22 protein-coding genes are annotated in these 18,012 nt (G+C 69.3%); 7 read left to right on the top strand and 15 right to left on the bottom strand.

Features of this window, described 5'->3' with window-relative positions; genetic code table 11:
• Positions 1–125: 125 nt before the first annotated feature.
• The 8 genes from MNR00_RS03025 to MNR00_RS02990 form a co-directional block, all read right to left on the bottom strand.
• The gene (locus MNR00_RS03025; RefSeq protein ID WP_241927701.1) at positions 126–1,286 is read right to left on the bottom strand and encodes an FAD-binding oxidoreductase; all 1,161 of its coding nucleotides are present in this window, start codon (positions 1,284–1,286) and stop codon (positions 126–128) included.
• Between the two features lie 161 nt (positions 1,287–1,447).
• Positions 1,448–2,158, bottom strand: coding sequence for an ABC transporter ATP-binding protein (locus MNR00_RS03020; protein WP_241927700.1), 711 nt, complete (start codon positions 2,156–2,158; stop codon positions 1,448–1,450).
• The gene (locus MNR00_RS03015) at positions 2,158–3,066 is read right to left on the bottom strand and encodes an ABC transporter ATP-binding protein (protein WP_241927699.1); all 909 of its coding nucleotides are present in this window, start codon (positions 3,064–3,066) and stop codon (positions 2,158–2,160) included. The genes MNR00_RS03020 and MNR00_RS03015 overlap by 1 nt, the downstream gene beginning before the upstream one ends.
• Positions 3,063–4,220 (bottom strand): branched-chain amino acid ABC transporter permease, encoded by a 1,158-nt coding sequence (locus MNR00_RS03010; protein ID WP_241927698.1) that lies wholly within the window; start codon positions 4,218–4,220, stop codon positions 3,063–3,065. Before MNR00_RS03010 ends, MNR00_RS03015 begins: the two co-directional genes overlap by 4 nt.
• Before the next feature lies 1 nt (position 4,221).
• On the bottom strand, positions 4,222–5,109 hold the full coding sequence (locus MNR00_RS03005) for a branched-chain amino acid ABC transporter permease (protein ID WP_241928749.1): 888 nt from the start codon (positions 5,107–5,109) through the stop codon (positions 4,222–4,224).
• Positions 5,110–5,184: 75 nt separating this feature from the next.
• The gene (locus tag MNR00_RS03000) at positions 5,185–6,375 is read right to left on the bottom strand and encodes a branched-chain amino acid ABC transporter substrate-binding protein (protein WP_241927697.1); all 1,191 of its coding nucleotides are present in this window, start codon (positions 6,373–6,375) and stop codon (positions 5,185–5,187) included.
• A gap of 107 nt (positions 6,376–6,482) precedes the next feature.
• Positions 6,483–7,190 (bottom strand): GntR family transcriptional regulator, encoded by a 708-nt coding sequence (locus tag MNR00_RS02995; RefSeq protein WP_241927696.1) that lies wholly within the window; start codon positions 7,188–7,190, stop codon positions 6,483–6,485.
• A gap of 129 nt (positions 7,191–7,319) precedes the next feature.
• Positions 7,320–8,363, bottom strand: a complete 1,044-nt coding sequence (locus tag MNR00_RS02990; RefSeq protein WP_241927695.1) for a hypothetical protein — start codon at positions 8,361–8,363, stop codon at positions 7,320–7,322.
• Between the two features lie 109 nt (positions 8,364–8,472).
• Here MNR00_RS02990 and MNR00_RS02985 point away from each other — a divergent pair, with 109 nt between their 5' ends.
• Complete coding sequence (locus MNR00_RS02985) at positions 8,473–9,249, top strand: hypothetical protein (protein ID WP_241927694.1); 777 nt, start codon at positions 8,473–8,475, stop codon at positions 9,247–9,249.
• Between the two features lie 18 nt (positions 9,250–9,267).
• Here MNR00_RS02985 and MNR00_RS02980 read toward each other — a convergent pair whose 3' ends face one another.
• Positions 9,268–9,927: an ArsR family transcriptional regulator gene (locus MNR00_RS02980; RefSeq protein WP_241927693.1), complete on the bottom strand. Its 660-nt coding sequence runs from the start codon at positions 9,925–9,927 to the stop codon at positions 9,268–9,270.
• Between the two features lie 94 nt (positions 9,928–10,021).
• Here MNR00_RS02980 and MNR00_RS02975 point away from each other — a divergent pair, with 94 nt between their 5' ends.
• Together MNR00_RS02975 and MNR00_RS02970 are read left to right on the top strand one after the other, a co-directional pair.
• Positions 10,022–10,495, top strand: coding sequence for a MogA/MoaB family molybdenum cofactor biosynthesis protein (locus MNR00_RS02975; RefSeq protein WP_241927692.1), 474 nt, complete (start codon positions 10,022–10,024; stop codon positions 10,493–10,495).
• Positions 10,492–10,920 carry a molybdenum cofactor biosynthesis protein MoaE gene (locus MNR00_RS02970; protein WP_241928748.1) on the top strand — a complete coding sequence of 143 codons (429 nt, stop codon included), beginning with the start codon at positions 10,492–10,494 and terminating at the stop codon, positions 10,918–10,920. The genes MNR00_RS02975 and MNR00_RS02970 overlap by 4 nt, the downstream gene beginning before the upstream one ends.
• 48 nt (positions 10,921–10,968) lie before the next feature.
• Here MNR00_RS02970 and MNR00_RS02965 read toward each other — a convergent pair whose 3' ends face one another.
• The 6 genes from MNR00_RS02965 to MNR00_RS02940 form a co-directional block, all read right to left on the bottom strand.
• The gene (locus MNR00_RS02965) at positions 10,969–11,202 is read right to left on the bottom strand and encodes a MoaD/ThiS family protein (RefSeq protein ID WP_241927691.1); all 234 of its coding nucleotides are present in this window, start codon (positions 11,200–11,202) and stop codon (positions 10,969–10,971) included.
• A gap of 1 nt (position 11,203) precedes the next feature.
• The gene (locus MNR00_RS02960; protein WP_241927690.1) at positions 11,204–11,482 is read right to left on the bottom strand and encodes a DUF6457 domain-containing protein; all 279 of its coding nucleotides are present in this window, start codon (positions 11,480–11,482) and stop codon (positions 11,204–11,206) included.
• A complete protein-coding gene (locus tag MNR00_RS02955; RefSeq protein WP_241927689.1) occupies positions 11,479–12,081 on the bottom strand; it encodes an NTP transferase domain-containing protein in 603 nt (200 codons plus the stop codon). Before MNR00_RS02955 ends, MNR00_RS02960 begins: the two co-directional genes overlap by 4 nt.
• A gap of 4 nt (positions 12,082–12,085) precedes the next feature.
• Entirely contained in the window at positions 12,086–12,559 is a 474-nt protein-coding gene (gene moaC, locus MNR00_RS02950; protein ID WP_241927688.1) for a cyclic pyranopterin monophosphate synthase MoaC, read from the bottom strand.
• Entirely contained in the window at positions 12,559–13,791 is a 1,233-nt protein-coding gene (glp, locus tag MNR00_RS02945) for a gephyrin-like molybdotransferase Glp (protein WP_241927687.1), read from the bottom strand. The genes moaC and glp overlap by 1 nt, the downstream gene beginning before the upstream one ends.
• A gap of 130 nt (positions 13,792–13,921) precedes the next feature.
• Positions 13,922–15,052: a ThiF family adenylyltransferase gene (locus MNR00_RS02940; RefSeq protein WP_241927686.1), complete on the bottom strand. Its 1,131-nt coding sequence runs from the start codon at positions 15,050–15,052 to the stop codon at positions 13,922–13,924.
• Positions 15,053–15,204: 152 nt separating this feature from the next.
• Here MNR00_RS02940 and MNR00_RS02935 point away from each other — a divergent pair, with 152 nt between their 5' ends.
• The 4 genes from MNR00_RS02935 to MNR00_RS02920 are packed head-to-tail and all read left to right on the top strand — an operon-like array spanning position 15,205 to position 18,003.
• The gene (locus MNR00_RS02935; protein WP_241927685.1) at positions 15,205–15,603 is read left to right on the top strand and encodes a TOBE domain-containing protein; all 399 of its coding nucleotides are present in this window, start codon (positions 15,205–15,207) and stop codon (positions 15,601–15,603) included.
• On the top strand, positions 15,600–16,379 hold the full coding sequence (gene modA / locus MNR00_RS02930) for a molybdate ABC transporter substrate-binding protein (protein WP_241927684.1): 780 nt from the start codon (positions 15,600–15,602) through the stop codon (positions 16,377–16,379). Before MNR00_RS02935 ends, modA begins: the two co-directional genes overlap by 4 nt.
• Positions 16,376–17,266: an ABC transporter permease gene (locus MNR00_RS02925; RefSeq protein ID WP_241927683.1), complete on the top strand. Its 891-nt coding sequence runs from the start codon at positions 16,376–16,378 to the stop codon at positions 17,264–17,266. The genes modA and MNR00_RS02925 overlap by 4 nt, the downstream gene beginning before the upstream one ends.
• A gap of 29 nt (positions 17,267–17,295) precedes the next feature.
• Positions 17,296–18,003: an ATP-binding cassette domain-containing protein gene (locus tag MNR00_RS02920; RefSeq protein WP_241927682.1), complete on the top strand. Its 708-nt coding sequence runs from the start codon at positions 17,296–17,298 to the stop codon at positions 18,001–18,003.
• Positions 18,004–18,012: the final 9 nt, after the last annotated feature.

Below are 18,012 nucleotides of genomic sequence, written 5' to 3'. Positions count from 1 at the left end.
CCAGGCGGGAGAAACTGCGACCGGAACACAGCGTTCAGGTCGCGATGGTTGCCGCTTCGACGCCGGAATAGCGGCATCCATTGCGACCTGAACGGTGGGCGCTGTCATCGGGCGGATGCCGGCGCTCATGCCGCAGCCCCCTGCAGGGTGCTGCGCGACGGCAGGAAGGGTGTCGGGTCGAGCGGGGCCGGCGTGCCCAGCACGGCGTGGGCGATCAGCGCGCCGGTGGTCGGGGCGAGGCCGATGCCAGCGCCCTCGTGGCCGGCGGCGTGGAAGAGCCCGGCGACGCGAGCATCAGCACCGATCGCGGGCAGGTGATCCGGAGCATAGGGTCGGAAGCCGTAATAGGTCCGCAGCAGCATCGTGTCGCGCAGAAACGGGAACAGCCGGCTCGCCTTCGCGGCGACCTCGGCGAGAGGGGCGACCAGTCCGTCGCTCGAGAAGCCGACGCGCTCGCGGCTGGAGCCGATCAGCACGGTGCCGGACGGCGTCGATTCCACCACGGTGGACGTCTGCAGGGCAGCATCCCCTGAGCCGACCGCACCGACGTAATCGGCGTCGTACACCTTGTGGAAGACCCGCTGGGGCATGGCCGACGTGACCAGGATCGTCCCGCGCCGCGGCCGGATATCGAGCTCGACCCCGAACAGCGCCGCAGCCTCACCCGCCCAGGGTCCGGCGCAGTTCACCACGGCATCCGCATCGATCCGGCCCTCGGTCGTCAGCACACCGCGCACACGATCCGCGCCTGTGACCGCGCCGGTGACCTCGGTGATGCGCAGCTGCGCGCCGAGGTGGCGAGCGCGCGCGAGCATGGCCTGCGTCGCGAGACTCGGCTGCACCTGCGCATCGTCTGGGTAGTGCACACCGAGCGCGACCTCCGGCGACAGGTGCGGTTCGGCGGCGCGGAGCGCGCGCTCGTCGAGAACCTCGGATCGGATGCTGATATCGCGCTGCCCGGCGGCGAAGCGCTGCAGGGCTTCGCCTCCCCCGGCGAACGCCACGACGACGCCGCCCTTCGCCTCGAACTCGGTGGCCGGCTGCCCTGGCACGCGGTCGGCATCGAGCCGCTCTGCGAGCTCTCGCCAGGCGCGGTTCGCCTCGATCGCCATCAGCGCTTCGGCACCTGGAGCCTTGTCGGAGACGAGGATGTTGCCCTCGCAGCGACTGGAGGTCTCTCCGGCGACACCGGTGCGGTCGAGCACGATCACCTCGGCGCCTGCCTCGGTGAGCGCGAGCGCGCACGCTGCGCCGATGGCGCCGGCACCGATCACGATGATCCGCATGCGCACACTCCCTCGCTACGAGCGCCTCACCGCGATTTCGATGAGTAACATGTTACATTCTACTTCACCGCGGGCGTGCCTGTCAGCATCCGATTCTGCCCTGCGACAGCATCCGATCGCGACCTCGCGACAGCATCCGATGCCACCCCGATCGAACTCGATCAGCCACCCAGGTACGCGTCGATCACTCGGGAATCGGCGGCGAGCTCGGCGGCCGGACCCGACATCGTCGCCTGCCCCGTCTCGACGACGTAGCCGCGGTCGGCGATCTTCAGCACGGCCCTGGCGTTCTGCTCCACGAGCAGCACCGTGGTGCCCTGCGCGTTGACGGCCTGGATCGTCTCCATCACCTGCTTGACCACCAGCGGCGCGAGCCCCATCGACGGCTCGTCGAGCAGCAGCAGCTTCGGCCCGCCGATCAGCGCGCGCCCGATGGCGACCATCTGCTGCTCACCACCCGACAGTGTGCCGCCCTGCTGCTTGCGCCGCTCCGCGAGCCGGGGCATCAGCGAGTACACCTGGTCGATGCGACTCGCGATGGCCTTCTGATCCTTCACGGTGTACCCGCCCAGCAGCAGGTTCTCGTGCACGGTCATCGTCGAGAAGATGCGACGCCCCTCTGGCACGTGGATGAGCCCGGCCGAGACGATGTCCCACGGTTTGGCCGTCGCCAGGTCCATGTCACCCCAGCGCACGGTGCCCGACTTGGGGCGCACCAGACCGGAGAGCATGTTCATCGTCGTGGACTTGCCTGCGCCGTTGTTGCCGAGGAGGCAGACGATCTCGCCCTCCTGCACCTCGAAGCTCAGCTCGCGCAGCGCATGCACGCGCCCGTAGTAGACGTCGGCCGCCTCGACAGTCAGCGTGCTCATCAGCGCTTCTCCTTGCGATTCTTCTCCAGCAGCGACAGATCGACCGTCCCGGTCTTGAGCTTGGTGTCATCGAGCGGCTCGTCTTCGACGCCGAGGTACGCCTCGATCACCAGCGGATCGTTCTTGATCTGCTCCGGCGTGCCCTCGGCGATCTCCTTGCCGTAGTTGAGCACGACGATGCGCTCGGCCAGCTCCATCACCAGGCCCATGTCGTGCTCGATCAGCACGACGGCGACGCCGAGGTCGCGGATGCGACGGATGAGCTGCATCAGCGCCTGCTTCTCGTTGAAGTTCAGGCCGGCGGCGGGCTCGTCGAGCAGCAGCAGCTTGGGCGCTGTGGCCAGCGCACGGGCGATCTCGACCCGGCGCTGCTCGCCGTACGGCAGCTGAGTGACGTAGAGGTCCTCGTCGTCCGTGAAGCCGACGAAATCGAGCCAGCCGCGCGCCTGCTCAGCGCACTCCTGCTCGGCACGGCGATAGCCGGGCGTATGCAGCAGAGTCGCCCAGAAGCCCTCGCGCAGGTTCGCGTGCATGGCGGTCTTGACGTTGTCGAGCACGCTGAGCTCACGGAACAGACGCAGGTTCTGGAATGTGCGCGCCATGCCCCACTTGGTCACCCGCGATGGCAGCACCCGGTAGAACCCGAAGCTCTGCAGCAGATCCAGCAGGCGCAGTCGGCGCCAGATCGGCGGGGCCGCGCGCACGATGTCGTTGCCGTCGAAGATCACCGATCCCGAGGTGGGCAGGTAGAACGCCGAGATGCAGTTGAACGCGCTGGTCTTGCCGGCGCCGTTCGGTCCGATCACGGCCAGGATCTCCCCCTCATCGACCGTGAAGCTCAGGCCGTCGACGGCCTTGACGCCGCCGAACTGCAGGCGAAGGTCCTTGACATCCAGCAGCGCGGTCATCGCTCCTCCTCCCCGTCGACGGTCTCGAGATCCTCATTGGCGGACGACGACGGCGGCACGGCGATGAACCCCGCCGTCTCCGGCGGCACCGGCCGCTTCTTCTTCAGCCACGGCAGCACCGCGGTCGCCGGCCACAGCCCGGACGGGCGGAACAGCATGACGACTACGAGAAGCACACCGAAGATCAGGAAGCGCCATTCCGAGAAGTCGCGCAGCAGCTCGGGGGCGAGCGAGACGAACAGCGCGCCGATGATCACACCTGGCGTCGAGCCCATGCCTCCGAGCACCACAGCCATCAGGATCAGCGCCGAGTACAGGAACTGGAAGCTGTTCGGGCTGATCGCCGACAGGTGCGTGGCCATCAGCTGCCCGGCGAGTCCTGCCCACACCGCGCCGATGATGTACGCGGTGATCTTGGCGATGTAGGTGTTGATGCCCATCGCCTCGGCGGCGTCCTCATCGTCGCGCACAGCCTTCCAGGCACGGCCGAGCTTGCCCTTGGCGAGGCGCCCGGCGCCGATCACGCCGACCAGCACGACGACGATCGCGACGAAGTAGTAGAACACCACCCGCTCGGGGAAGTGGATGCCGCCGATGGTGAACCCGTCGGAGAAGCTCCAGCCGCCGAAGGTCCAGGTCGGGATGCCGTGGATGCCGGAGGGGCCACCGGTGATGTCGAGGTTGTTCGCGGTGATGCGGATGATCTCGCCGAAGCCGAGCGTGACGATGGCGAGATAGTCGCTTCGCAATCGCAATGTCGGCGCGCCGATGATGATGCCCGCCAGTATGCATGCCAGCACCGTCGCCGGCAGCGCGGCCCACATCGGCCAGCCCACCACGGTGGTGAAGATGCCAGAGACGTAGGCGCCGACGGCGAAGAAGGCGATGTACCCGAGGTCGAGCAGGCCGGCATAGCCGACGACCACGTTCAGGCCCATGGCCAGCATGATGTAGATCAGCGCGCTGGTGGCGATCGAGATCGTGTACCGCGAGGCGTCGAGGAAGGGCAGCATCGCGAGCAGCAGGATGCCGAGTCCGCCGAGTGCCCGCAGGAATCCGCGGTTGGAGTTGAAGATGCCGGACGGTGCGGCTGCGCGATCGAACAGCGGAGACGGAGCTCGCAGCGCGACGTCTTTCAGAGCGGAGCGGGACATGTCACATCCTCTCGACGACGCGGGCACCCAGGATGCCGGTCGGTTTGAACGTGAGGAACAGGATGAGGAAGGCGAACGAGAACACGTCTCGCCACTCGCCGCCGAACCACGCTGAGCCGAATGACTCGAGCAGTCCGAGCAGCAAGCCGCCGAGCATGGCGCCGTAGAGGTTGCCGATGCCGCCGATCACCGCCGCGGTGAACGCCTTCAAGCCGATGATGAAGCCCATCAGGAAGTCGATCGATCCGTAGTACGCCCCTGCCATGACGCCGGCGGCTCCGGCGAGTGCCGATCCGATGAAGAACACGGTGGCGATCACGCGGTTGACGTTGATGCCCATCAGCTGAGCACCCTGCGGATCCAGCGCGATGGCGCGCATGGCGCGTCCGGAGTTGGTGCGCTCGACGATGTGGGCGAGCACGAGCATGAGGCCGGCCGCGATCACGACGAGCACGATCTGCGCGCCGGTGATGCGCATGCCGGCGAAGTCGAAGCCGGTGGACTCCAGTCGCACTGGGAACGCCTCGGGGTTGGGGCCGAAGATCTGCCGCACCGCGTACTCGAGGGTGAACGAGACGCCGATCGCGGTGATCAGCACGGCCAGGCGGGGGCTCTTGCGCAGCGGCCGGTAGGCGATGCGCTCGATGCCGACGCCGATCAGGCCGGTGGTGACCATCGAGAGCAGCATGATGACCAGCAACAGCGGGATGGAGGTCTCGTTCGAGATCCCGAATGCCGAGAGGGTCGCGAACCCGGCGAAGGCGCCGAGCATGTAGATGTCGCCGTGCGCGAAGTTGAGCAGCTTGATGATCCCGTAGACCATGCTGTAGCCGAGTGCGACGAGGGCGTAGAACGACCCGACGATCAGGCCGTTCCAGATGAGTTGCATCACTGCGGATGTCCTTCCACGTTGAAGGGCGAGGCCGAGGAGGGCGGGGCGGCTTGCGCCGCCCCGCCGATCGGATCAGCCCTGAAGGTCATCCTTGAGGACGAAGTTGCCCGTGGCCGGGTCGATGCTGACGATCACGAATCCGCCACCCGAGAGGGTGTGGTCGTCGGTGAAGGTCAGCGGCCCTGCGAAGGTGTCGAAGTCCTTCAGTCCCTCGAGCGCCGCGACGACCTTGTCGAACTCGGTGCTGCCGGCGTCCTTGATCGCCTCGGCGACGACGCGCACTGCGTCGTACGACTGTGTCGAGTACGGGCCGGGCGCCCCGCCCGCCAGCTTCTCGTAGTCGGCGATCCAGTTCTCGGCGCCCTCGATCATGTCGGGCGTCTGAGTGAAGGTGCCGAGCACGTTGTCGGTGTAGCCGGAACCTGCGATCTCGGCGAACTTCGCATCGACCGAGCCGTCGCCGACGAGGAAAGTGCCCTTGTAGCCGGCATCCGTGGCCTGGCGGACGATCAGACCGCCCTCCTGGTAGTAGCCGGTCCAGTAGACGAGCTCTGGCTGCTCCTTGGCGAGCTGCGTCGCGACGGCCGAGTAGTCGCTCTCACCGGGCGTGACCGTCGCCTCGAACAGGACGTCGAGTCCGGCAGCCTTGCCCTGGTCGACGAACGACTTGGCGAGGTCGGCGGAGTAGGAGGTGGCGTCGTTGATGACGCCGACCTTGGTCGCGCCGCTCTTCTCGGCGTACGTGACAGCCGCCTCCGCCTGCTGGGTGCCGGTGCCGTTGATGAGGAACACCCCAGGCAGGCCCTGCTTCACCAGCTCGTTCGAGTTTGCAGCGGGAATGACCATGGGCACGCCGGCCTCGTCGAAGATCGGCAGCGTCGGCAGTGTCGCTCCAGAGCAGTACCCGCCCACCGAGGCGACGATCCCATCGGTGACCAGCTTGTTCGCCGCGGCGACAGCAGCAGTGGCGTCGCACGCGTCGTCCTCGACGACGAGTTCGAGCTCGCGCCCGTCGATGCCGCCGTCGGCGTTGATCTCGTCGATCGCGAGCTGCGCGCCGTACTTCATGTAGTCGCCGAAGGCCGACTCGCTGCCCGAGAAGGGGGCGAGCATGCCGAGCTTGATGGGCCCTTCATCGCCGCCTCCACCGCCGGTGTCGCCGTCGGAGCCGAGACCGCCTGAGCAGCCGGCCATGAGGATGATCGCGCCGGTTGCGGCGGCGATGGAAAGTGCGCGCCGATAGCGCTGTGTGCGGGTGAGCATGTTCGGGCCTCCTGAATGCCACGTTGCATTTCCTCGGATAGTACGTGACACATTACTGACCGATGCGCCCGAACGGAACACCCGAGATCAATCCGTGACCGATCGGGCTACGCCGATTCAGCCTCCGTCGACGGTTCATCCCGTCCACTCCACACCCCGCCGATGTGGCCGATGTGCCGGCGCATCAGGGCCTCCGCACCCGCGCCGTCACCGGCCACCAGCAGGTCGACCAGCTCGGCGTGCTCGAGGGCTGTCGACATCAGGGCACCGGTCTCAGAGAGATGCGCCAGGCCGACCAGGCGGGTCTGCTGTCGCAGTTCGCGCACGAGCTCGATGAGCTTTCGGTTGCCACCGGTCTCGAGCACCTGCAGGTGGAACGCCGTGTCGGCGGCGAGGAACTCGACGAACCGACCGGCGCGCCCGGCATCCACGATCTCATCCGCCAGCGCCCGCAGGGACGTCACCGACTCCTCGCTCAGCGCTCCGGCGACCTGCCGCATGGGAGGCGCTTCGAGCAGCATGCGAACCTCGCACAGCTCGTTGAGGTCGTCCTCCGACACCTCGGTGACTGCGAATCCTCGGTTGCGGATGGGCTTGAGGAACCCCCTGCGCGCGAGCGTGAGCATCGCTTCGCGCACCGGCGTCGCGCTCACGCCGAACTCGCCCGCGAGGGTGGGCACCGTCAGGACGCGCCCTGGGGCGAACTCTCCCGAGACGATGAGTGCCGAGAGCTGGCTCTCGATCTGCTCGCGCATGTTCTGCGTCGGAGCGAGGTCGGCGCCGAAGCCCTCAGGCGCGCCGAGAACGCCGGTCACGGCGCATCCTGGTGTGTCATGTGGCACACACTATCCGGCGAATCGGTCGCTGACCAGGGTCAGCGACCGGAGTCAACAGTCGAGGTCAGCAGCCGCGGCCGGCGGCCGCCGACCGGCAGCCAGGCAGAGTCACCAGTTCGAGGCGACAGCCGCGTGGGTGTCGAAGATGCCCTCGGTGGTGCCCTCGGGAGCACGCCCGATGCCGCACTCCGTCGCGACGCCGAAGGTCGGCACGACAGTGGATGCCACGGCGATGCGCCGCTGGGCACCCTCGACGCCGTCCTCGCGGTGCACGAGACCGAGGTAGAGCTCGTTCATCGGGGCGAGCTCGGCGAGAGGGGCGTAGTACGCCTCGTCGTCGCGCTCGATCGGCACAGGCAGGTGCAGCCAGCTCAGGTCGCGATCGGTCGCGGCGACGACCGCGTTGGCGAAGCGCACCAGTGTGCCGGTGTCGGTCGGCTCGATGAAGTGCGATTCGGCGATGTCGCCGTAGCAGAGGTGCACGCCCACCTCGACGTCGGAGGGAACCGAGTCGATGAGTCCGGCCAGCCGCAGCACGAGTCCGTCGAACGGGTCGCCCGCCCACCACGCCTGCACGGGGTTGCCGCGAATGACGGCCTTGTCGAGGATGCCCATCTCGCTGGCGACATCCCACTGGATCGCAAGGTCGCTGTGCGGGATCGCGGTGAGGATCTCGTCGAGATCGCGCATCATCGCCGCTGTGTAGACGGGCTCGATGGCCGCGCGATCATCGCCGAAGAAGAACGATCCGACCACGGCGACGAGCGTCGGCAGCGACACCTGGAAGCGCACGCCCTCGGCGATCGCCCCCTCGTCGCGCAGCTTGCGGAAGACCTCGTACGATTCGATGGCCGCCGAGGCGTAGCCGAGCGGAGGGAAGGTCAGCGTCGCAGCATCCACTCCGTCCGCGATGCGCAGCGGACGGGCGTCGAGGTCGCGCAGCCACACGGGCTCGGCGCCGATGCGCTCGAGTCCCTCGGTCTGCCCGAGCACGTCGGGCTGGAACATGATCCAGTGGAACCGCTTGCCCACCTCGCCGTCGGGGATGCGCTTCAGACGCGCGCCCATCACCTCGGCCGCGGTGCGCATGGTCTTCTCGGCATCGTCGTAGTTCACGCTGCCGACGAGCAGCGCGCCTTGAGGCTGGGTCATGTGTCCAACTGTACGGCTCTCGCCGGGTCGTTTTCGCACGGCGACGACACCAGCCATCGCGGTGCGCCGCGGATAGCATGGAACAACGGATGCCGGAACGGAGATCGCGATGGGATTCCTCACCTCACCCGCGTTGGATGCCACGGGGCTGGTCGTGCTCGACCGCCTCGACCTGTCGATCGACCCTGCCCAGTGGCGATCGCTGGAGTACATCGGCTGGAGATCCTCCGGCATCACGCGATTCGCTCCCCTGGCCAGCTACGCGGGCGAAATCGACTGCAACGGATTCTGGAATCACACGCCGCCACGCACCGACAAGGACGGCGTGTGGATCGACTCGCAGGTGGCCACGGCTCCGGATCTGCAGCAGCTCGCCCTCGAGCCCGCGGTGAACGTGGGCCGCTGCCGGGTGATCGAGCTGCAGCCGAACACCTACGCCGACGCCGTCTACAACCTGCACCAGGACGACAACAACAGGCTGAACGACGACGGCACCGGCTGGGTCGTTCGCAGCTGGATCAATCTCACCGATGACGCCGACTCGCTGCTGATCCTGCGCACCGACCGTTTCGACCCGGCCACCGAGATCCGCCTGCCGCTGCACGCCGGGTCGCGGATCATCGTCGACACCCAGCGCTTCTGGCACGCCGTCTGGCACCAGGGCCCTGCGCCGCGCTACGCACTGATCAGCTCGTGGACCTCAGGCCCGCAGCTGGATGCGTACATCGCCGCGGGAGGCGGCGACCAGCATCCGACCTCTGTCGAGCTGCCGGCCGGCCTCGTCGACGCCGCGCAGACCGAGCTGCATCGGCGCATCGAAGAGCGCCGTCAGGCGTTCGAGGCCATGGGCATCGTCATGGAGCCGGTCGAGTCACTCTACGAGTGACGGCGGGCGTGCCGGGGCTCAGGCCGCGGCGGAGACCGGGGCGGGGGTCGTGACGGCAGCCGCAGCGGCGCTGAGACGCAGCTGCACCGTGCACTCCTCGGGACGCGCCGGCTCGCGCACGCAATCGGCGGCGAGCGGCCCGCCGGCTTGGTTCAGCACGGACTGCATCAGTCCGAGGTGCACCTGGCACAGCATCGGACGGTGCGCAGGGGCGCTGGCCGCGTGCGGACACGGGGTCAGCTCGACAGTCAGATGGTCCTCATCGATGACCGGCTCGAAGCCGCTCTCCTCGAGGTGCTCGATCAGGGCATCCAGCTGGTACGTCGCCTCTCGGCCCAGCTCGGAGTCGTCTTCGGCCAGCATCCGACGCAGCATGTCGCCGCGGCGGGCGGCCTCGGCGACCTTCTCGCGTGCGACAGGACTCGATGCCTCCGGCATGCCGGTGGCTGCGCTGTAGAGCGTGCGCGGGCGGCCGCGGGTGGTGCGGTGCTCACTGGTCTGGATGACGTAGCCGCCCTCGATCAGACGCTGCAGATGCTCGCGCACCGTGTTGGCGTGCAGGCCGGTGGCCTCGCACAGCTCACCGATCGTGCGATCAGGTCGCGTCTGCACGAGGTGCAGGATCCGCACTCGTGAGTAGCTGGAGATCGGCCCGTATGCGAGCCCCGCGTTGGCCATGCCCCCATCCTCTCAGAGGTTTTACACGGCGCACCGGGAGCGGGCCGTGAATAATAACGGCCACCGGTTTCGGGCGCGCGGATAGGCTGGTCGCATGTTCGCAGCGGCCGTGCTCACCGTCTCGGATCGCTCGGCTTCGGGGGTCCGCGACGACACCGCAGGACCCCTCGCGGTCGCAGCTCTCCGCGAGGCGGGATTCGCGTGCGACGATGCGGTCGTGACGCCGGACGGGTCGGATGCCGTCGAGCGCGCACTGCGTCGGATGCTGGCATCGGGCATCCGACTGATCGTGACCAGCGGCGGCACGGGTGTCGCCCCACGCGATGAGACCCCCGAGGGCACCTCTCGGGTGCTGGAGCGCGAGCTGCCAGGCATCGCAGAGGAGCTGCGACGCGCAGGGGCCGCCGTCAAGCCCGCCGCCATGCTGACCCGCGGCCTTGCCGGGGTGGCGGGCCGCACGCTGATCGTCAACCTGCCCGGATCACCGAAGGCCGTCGCCGAGGGCATGCCGATCGTGCTCTCAGTCGCCGCACACGTACTCGATCAGCTTGATGGAGAGGACCACTGATGACCGTCCGCCTTGCCCGCATCTCTGACACGCCGCTGTCGCTCGACGAGCACGTCGCTGCCGTCGACAGCGCGACTGCCGGCGCCGTCACGACCTTCGTCGGTCGCGTGCGCGACCACGACCCTGATGCTGCCGACGCCGTCGTCGCACTGGAGTACAGCTCGCACCCCGATGCCGAGCCGACCCTGCTGCGGATCGCGTCAGAGGCGGCAGCGGGCACGGATGCCGTCGTCGCCGTCAGCCACCGGGTCGGACGCCTGGGGGTGGGCGAAGCCGCTGTCGTGATCGCCGTGGCGTCAGCGCACCGCAACGAGGCGTTCACCGTGTGCCGCGAGGTGATCGAGGCGATCAAGCGCGACCTTCCGGTGTGGAAGCGTCAGGTCGAGGCCGACGGCACGACCGCCTGGAAGGGCATCGGCGGGTAGGTTCACCTGCGGGCAGGCTCGTTCAGCCGCCGTGTTCAGCCGCCGTGCTCATCCTCCGGCGAACGGCGGGAGCACGTCGACGGTCGTCGCGCCAGCGAGGGCATGATCGTCCTGCACGCGCGCACCGTCGACCAGCACCGCGCAGCGCGAGAGCAGTCCATGCAGGGCGGGATGATCCGCCAGCAGGCTCGCCTTCAGGTCGCCGAGCGTTCCGGCATCCGTCAGCAGGGCATCCTGACCGACCGCTTCCTGCGCGGCGGCGAAGAATCGCACCGTCGTCATGTCAGACCTTCCGTTCCTGCCAGGTGTCCGCCAGCGCCACGACCGAGGCGACCGCCTCGCGCACCTGCTCGGGTGTGCCGCCTGAGCGCCCGGCGACCAGACCCGCGACGAACGCGCTGAACGGTGCCGCGGGCCTTGCCACTCCGTTGGCGACGTCGCGTGCGAGATCGAGGATCAGCGAGATCGGCACATCCTCGGCCGCCAGGCCGAACTGCTCGCGCAGCGCGAGCGCCCACTCGTCGAGCGCTTCCGGCGGCAGGGTGCGGGGTGATTCGCTCACGATTCCTCCTCGAGCTCAGCGCGGATGCGCGCCAGATCCGCCGGGGTGTCGATGTCGGCGGTGATTCCATCATCGTCGCTCAGCCAGGTGATCTCCAGATCACCGAGCAGAGTGCGAGCAGCCGCGTCGGCGACGGCATCGCCGAGTGCGTCCAGCGCGGCGCGCAGCGCCGTCGTGCGGTAGATGCCGGCCAGCCATTGCGGATGCCCGTCGGCGCGGAACACGCAGGCGTCGGCATCGGATGCTTCCGTCACCGCAACCAGTCGTTCGACCACGCGCGGGGCATGCGGCAGGTCGCCAGCGAGCACCAGCATCCACTCGGGCGGCGCCGCCGCCGAATCCCGCAGCACGGCCATCGCCGCCGCGATCCCGGCGACCGGTCCCGTGAAGGGCGGATCCTCGCGAGCCCATTGCACCGGAGCATGCTCATCCAGCACGGGCCCTGCGGCGATGATCGGCGCGCACCCAGCATCCGACAGCGCGGCGACAGCGCGCCCGAACAGCGACGAGCCGCCGACCTCGATCAGCGGCTTGTACCCGCCGCCCATGCGGCGCGAGCGCCCGCCAACGAGCAGGATCGCCGCGACGCTCACCGCCACCGGGTCATTCCCCCGGCCGCTGCCAGGATCCGCTGCGGCCGCCTTCCTTCGCGGTGATGCGCAGGTGCTCGATGCTCGCCGAGCGGTCGACGCCCTTGATCATGTCGATCACCGACAGCGCCGCCACCGAGACGGCCGTGAGGGCCTCCATCTCGACGCCAGTGCGGTCGGCGGTGCGCACAGTGGCCTCGATGGCGACGCCGTCATCCTCGATCTCGAGGTCGACGACCGCGCCGTGCACGCCGATGACGTGCGCGAGCGGAAGCAGCTCGGGGGTGCGCTTGGCGGCCTGGATGCCCGCGATGCGCGACACAGCTAGCACGTCGCCCTTCGGCACCGAGCCGTCGCGCAGCAGCGCCACTGTGGAAGCTGCGCAGCGCACGAACCCTCGGGCCGTGGCGGCGCGGACCGTCGGCGTCTTCTCTGTGACGTCGACCATGCGGGCGTGGCCGGCGGAATCCAGGTGGGTGAAGGTCATCACAGCTCCATGACTTCGATGAGATCGCCGGCGGAGACCTGCTCCGTCTCGGCGGGGATGATCGCGTAGACCTCGGCGACACCGAGTCCGACGCTGAGGTGCGAACCGGAGCCGCCCTTGGTGGCGGGGCGAACGACGGGGCGAGCGGGGTCGGTGCGGTCGATCACTGCGGGCAGGTACTGCCGTCGCCCTGGCGGCGTGCGCCAGTCGCTGCCGGCAGGCAGCAGCATGCGCGGACGGTGGACGCTGGCGCGCCCCTGCATCCGCATCAGTGCGGGTCGCACGAAGACCTCGAACGACACCGCAGCGCTGACCGGGTTTCCCGGCAGTCCGAACAGCAGCATCCCCTCGTCCGTCGCGCCGAATCCCTGCGGCTTGCCCGGCTGCATCGCCACCTTGGTGAACTCCATCGCGCCGGCGAGGCTCTGCTTGACGATCTCGTATGCGCCGGCGCTGACGCCGCCCGAGAAGATGATGGCGTCGGCGCCGCGGCTGCGTGCTTCGGCGACGGCTTCGGCCGGCCCGTCTCCCTCATCGTCGACGGAGCGGCGCAGCACGATCTCGGCTCCGGCGTCGACGGCGAGCCCGGCGAGCAGGGAGCTGTTCGACTCAGGGATCTGCCCGCGGCGCAGAGGCTGCCCCGGTGCGACCAGTTCCGACCCGGTCGAGACGATCGCGACCTTGGGGCGGGGTGCGACGGCGACCTGCGCGATGCCGGCGGATGCCAGTGCGCCGAGCTGTCTGGCTCCGATCAGCGTTCCTGCGGTGAGCACGACGTCGCCGACGGCTGTGTCTTCGGCCGCGCGCCGGATGTGCGCGCCCGGCGTCTGTGGGGCATGCTGCACGATCGCGGTCTCGAGCGAATCGGCCAGGCCGCCCGCGGTGTCCTCGAATGGGACGATCGCGTCGGCATCGGTCGGCGCCGGGGATCCGGTCATGATGCGTGCGGCTTCGCCTGGTGCGAGGGCGGGGTCGATGTCGCTGCCTGCGGGGATGTCGGCGATGACGCGCAGCGTGACCGGGTGGTCTGGGCTCGCGCCGACGACATCGGCGAACCGCACCGCGAATCCGTCCATGGCCGAGTTGTCGAACACCGGCACTGCGCTGATCGCAAGGGCGTCGGATGCCAGTGTGCGGCCGTGCGCCTGATCAAGGGGCACCGTGATCGGCGGATGCCGGCGCACCTGTGCCAGGACTCGCTCGAGCTGCTCCTCAACGGTCCGGAAACTCACGCCGAAGTGCCCCTCACCTGCGACCGGGACCCGCACGAACCGGAGGAGTTCGCACGAAATGCCGGAGCTGTGCGGCCGAAAGCCCCTGCGATTCGGGCGTTCTCCTGCAATCCGCGCGACGGTCCGTGGCTCATGATGCCTGCTCCGCGTCCCAGGCGACCATGCCACCGGTCAGCACGACAGCATCGGCGCCGACGGCACGAAGGGCTTCCGCCGCGCGGCGGGCGCGTCCCCCGGCGTGACAGATCACGACGATCCGCTCTGCGCCCATGGCTTCAGGATCGGCCAGCACCTCACCCAGCGGTACGTGCCTGGCACCAGGGATCATGCCACCGGCGACCTCCACGGCCTCGCGCACATCCAGCAGCAGCGCACCGGCATCCGCCTCGGCAGCGAGGTCCGCGATCGTGACGTCCACGACAGCAGCGGGGATGGTCGAGCGCGCCGACACGGGCGCGCTGACGGGCGCGGCGCCGCCGTCGTCCGAGACTGCCCGCGACGAGCGCAGCGGCACCTCGCTGACCTTCGCGCGCAGCGCGTCGATCACGAGCACCCGGCCGAGCAGTGGCTCGCCGATGCCGGTGATGAGCTTGATGGCCTCCATCGACATGATCGACCCCGCCTGCAGACACAGGGCTCCGAAGACGCCGACCGCGGCGCACGTCGGCAGCTCGCCCACGCTGCCCGCCGGGTACAGGTCGGCCAGCACGACAGCATCCGATCCCTCCGGCGGAGCCGACCAGAACACCGTGACCTGCGATGCGAACTCCTGGATCACACCCCACACCAGGGGCACGCCGAGGTGCTCCGTCGCCGCGGCGACGAGCAGGCGAGTGTCGAACGTGTCGGTCCCGTCGATGACGAGATCGGCGCCGGCGAGCAGCTCGTCGGCGTTGTCAGCAGTGAGGCGCACGCGCAGCGGCCGGACGGTCGTCTCGGGTGAGAGATCGGATGCCACTCGCACCGCACTGTCGACCTTGGCGACACCGACATCGGCGTGACGGTGCATCACCTGGCGCTGCAGGTTCGAGCGCTCGACCACGTCGTCGTCGATGATCGTGAGCGTGCCGATGCCCGCTGCGGCGAGCGCGAGCACGACCGGAGCACCCAGTCCTCCGGCACCGACGACCGCGACGTGCGCTGCCCTCAGGCGGCGCTGGCCGAGCTCGCCGAGACCGGCGAGCACCTGGTGTCGCGCTGTGCGGGCGCGCTCGGCGACGCTGAGGGCATCGACGGGGTCGACGAGGGGTGGCAGGGCCATACTCAGAGGCTACGGACAGCGCGCGCTCGGCGCCAGCCGCGGATGCCGGGGATATCCAGCCCCCAACGTCGCATGCCAAGTTTTCCGCATCTGCGGAATAATCCCGGCCGATCGCCTGGATCTGCGCCTGATACGTCCCTATGCTCGAGACCATGACCTCGTACCGCATCGCTGAGGCCGCCCGCCTGCTGGGTGTCAGCGACGACACCGTCCGACGCTGGATCGATCAGGGCACACTGTCCGTCACCGGCGACTCCCCCACCCGCGTTCCGGGCGACGCTCTTGCCGAGCATGCCGTGCGTCTGGCAGAGGCGCCCCAGGCCGACCCCGACCTGCTCTCCAGCGCGCGCAACCGGTTCACGGGACTCGTCACCCGCGTGCAGATCGACGGCGTGATGGCGCAGGTCGACATCCAGTCAGGACCCCACCGCGTGGTCTCGCTGCTGTCGGCCGAGGCCGCGAGGCAGCTCGACCTGAAGCCCGGCTCGCTGGCCTCGGCCGTCATCAAGGCCACGAACGTCATCGTCGAGACGCCTAAGGAGCACGCATGAGGATTCGCACGTCGATCGCGGTGCTCGCGACGCTGATGCTGCTGGCCGGCTGCGCGTCGGCATCCGACACCGCCGAACCGGGCGACCCCGCGCCGACCGCGTCGGGCGATCAGCTCACCGGCGAGGTGACGGTCTTCGCCGCCGCGTCGCTGCGCACCGCGTTCGATGAGATCGCCGAGGCGTTCGAGCAGCAGCATCCGAAGGTCACGGTGAACCCAATCGTCTACGACGGGTCGAGCACCCTGGTCACGCAGCTGCAGGAGGGTGCGCAGGCCGACGTGCTGGCGACCGCCGACGAACGGAACATGCAGGTGCTGGTCGAGTCCGGCCTGGCATCCGACCCTCAGGTCTTCGCGACCAACACGCTCGTCCTCGCCTTCCCCGCCGACAACCCGGGCGATGTCACCGCGCTCGCAGACCTGGCGAATGTCGTCACGGTGCTGTGCGCTCCCGAGGTGCCGTGCGGCAAGGCATCCGCGACGCTGTTGGACAACGCGGGCGTGCACGTCACCCCTGCGAGCCTCGAGCAGAACGTCACGGCGGTGCTGCAGAAGCTCGCCGCCGGCGAGGCGGATGCCGGACTCGTGTACGCCACGGATGTCATCGGCGAAGACGCCGTGCACAGCGTCGTCCCTGACGGCGCTGCGGACGTCGTGAACCGCTACCCCGTCGTCGCGCTGGATGGCGCGGGCGAAGCCGGCGTCGCGTTCGCCGAATTCGTCCGGGGCGAGAAGGGGCAGCAGATCCTGAGCGAACTCGGTTTCGGGGCCCCGTGAGTCCACTGGGGGTGGCCGAGGGGGATCGGATGCCGGCGCAGGCACCGGGGGGCGCCGGCGCCGGCATCCGATCCCACTCCGGCGGACGCGACACCGGCACCGGCACGCCCTTCACACTGATCGCGCCAGCGGTGCTCGGCGTCGCGCTGCTGATCCTGCCGCTGATCGCCCTCGTCGGCCGGGCATCATGGTCGACGCTGTGGGCCGACATCACCTCTCCGGCCGCTCTCGATGCACTGCGCCTGTCACTGCTGAGCGGGCTCGCCGCGACGGCGCTATGCCTGGTTCTCGGACTGCCGCTGGCGCTGCTGATGGCCCGTTCGGGCCCGCGGGTCTCCGCGCTGCTGCGGGCATTGGTGGCCGTGCCGCTGGTGCTGCCCCCGATGGTCGGCGGTGTCGCGCTGCTGTTCCTGTTCGGGCGCACGAGTCCCCTCGGCCGGCTGCTCGACGACTGGTTCGGGCTCACGCTGCCGTTCACGTTCCCCGCCGTCGTGCTGGCGCAGGCGTTCGTCGCCCTGCCGTTCCTGGTGCTCGCGGTCGAGGGCACGATCCGCGGCATCGGCGGGCGCTATGAGCGCACGGCCGCGACGCTCGGTGCTCGTCCCTGGCGTGTGCTGTGGCGGGTGACGCTGCCGCTGGCCATGCCAGGGATCATCGTCGGAGTGATCCTGTGCTTTGCCCGCGCGATCGGCGAGTTCGGCGCGACGGCGCTGTTCGCCGGCAACGCCCCCGGAGTCACGCAGACCATGCCCCTCGCGATCTACACCGCCTTCAACGGCGCCAGCACCGGACGCGAGACCGCGGTCGCCCTGTCGATCCTGCTGCTGGCGACCGCGGTGGTCGTGCTGCTGCTCGTGCGGGCCTGGCGACCGGGGGCGCTGAAGTGAGCTGGCGCGCTGAGGTGAGCGTGAGCGGCGTGAGCGGTTCTCTCGACGCGCATGTCGTCGTCGCGCACGCCGACGTCGACGCGCACCTGACCCTGGCCCCGGGCGAGGTGCTGGCCGTGATGGGCCCGAGCGGCGCAGGCAAGACGACGCTGCTGGATGCCATCGCCGGCCTCACCCGCCTCGACGGCGGGTACGTGCAGATTGACGGGACTCTGCTGGCGGATGCCAGGCAGCACACTCCCCCGTCGCGGCGCGCGATCGGCCTTCTGGGCCAGGAGGCGCTGCTGTTCCCGCACATGAGCGCCGTGGGCAACATCGCGTTCGCGGCGCAGTCCGCCGGTGCGAGTCGCGATGAGGCTCGCGCCGTTGCCGAGGAGTGGATGCCCCGCATCGGCCTGTCCGGCCTTGGCGACCGCCGCCCCGACCGCCTCTCCGGCGGTCAGCGCCAGCGGGTGGCCCTCGCTCGCGCACTGGCGGCTCGCCCACGGGTGCTGCTGCTGGACGAGCCGTTCAGCTCGCTGGACGTGCAGGCCGCCGCACAGCTGCGCGAGGTGGTGCGCGATCAGCTGCAGCATACGACGACCATCGTCGTCTCGCACACACTGGCCGATGCCGAGGCGCTGGCCGACCGTCTGGTGATTCTCGAGCAGGGCCGCATCACCCAGCAGGGCCCCCTCCCCGAGGTGCTCAGCACCCCGGCATCCGACTTCACCCAAGCAGTCGCCGCCTCACGCTGAGGCCCCAGT

It is taken from the genome of Microbacterium sp. H1-D42 (genome assembly GCF_022637555.1).
Taxonomy (GTDB): domain Bacteria; phylum Actinomycetota; class Actinomycetes; order Actinomycetales; family Microbacteriaceae; genus Microbacterium.
This window is presented reverse-complemented; position numbering and strand designations above follow the sequence as displayed.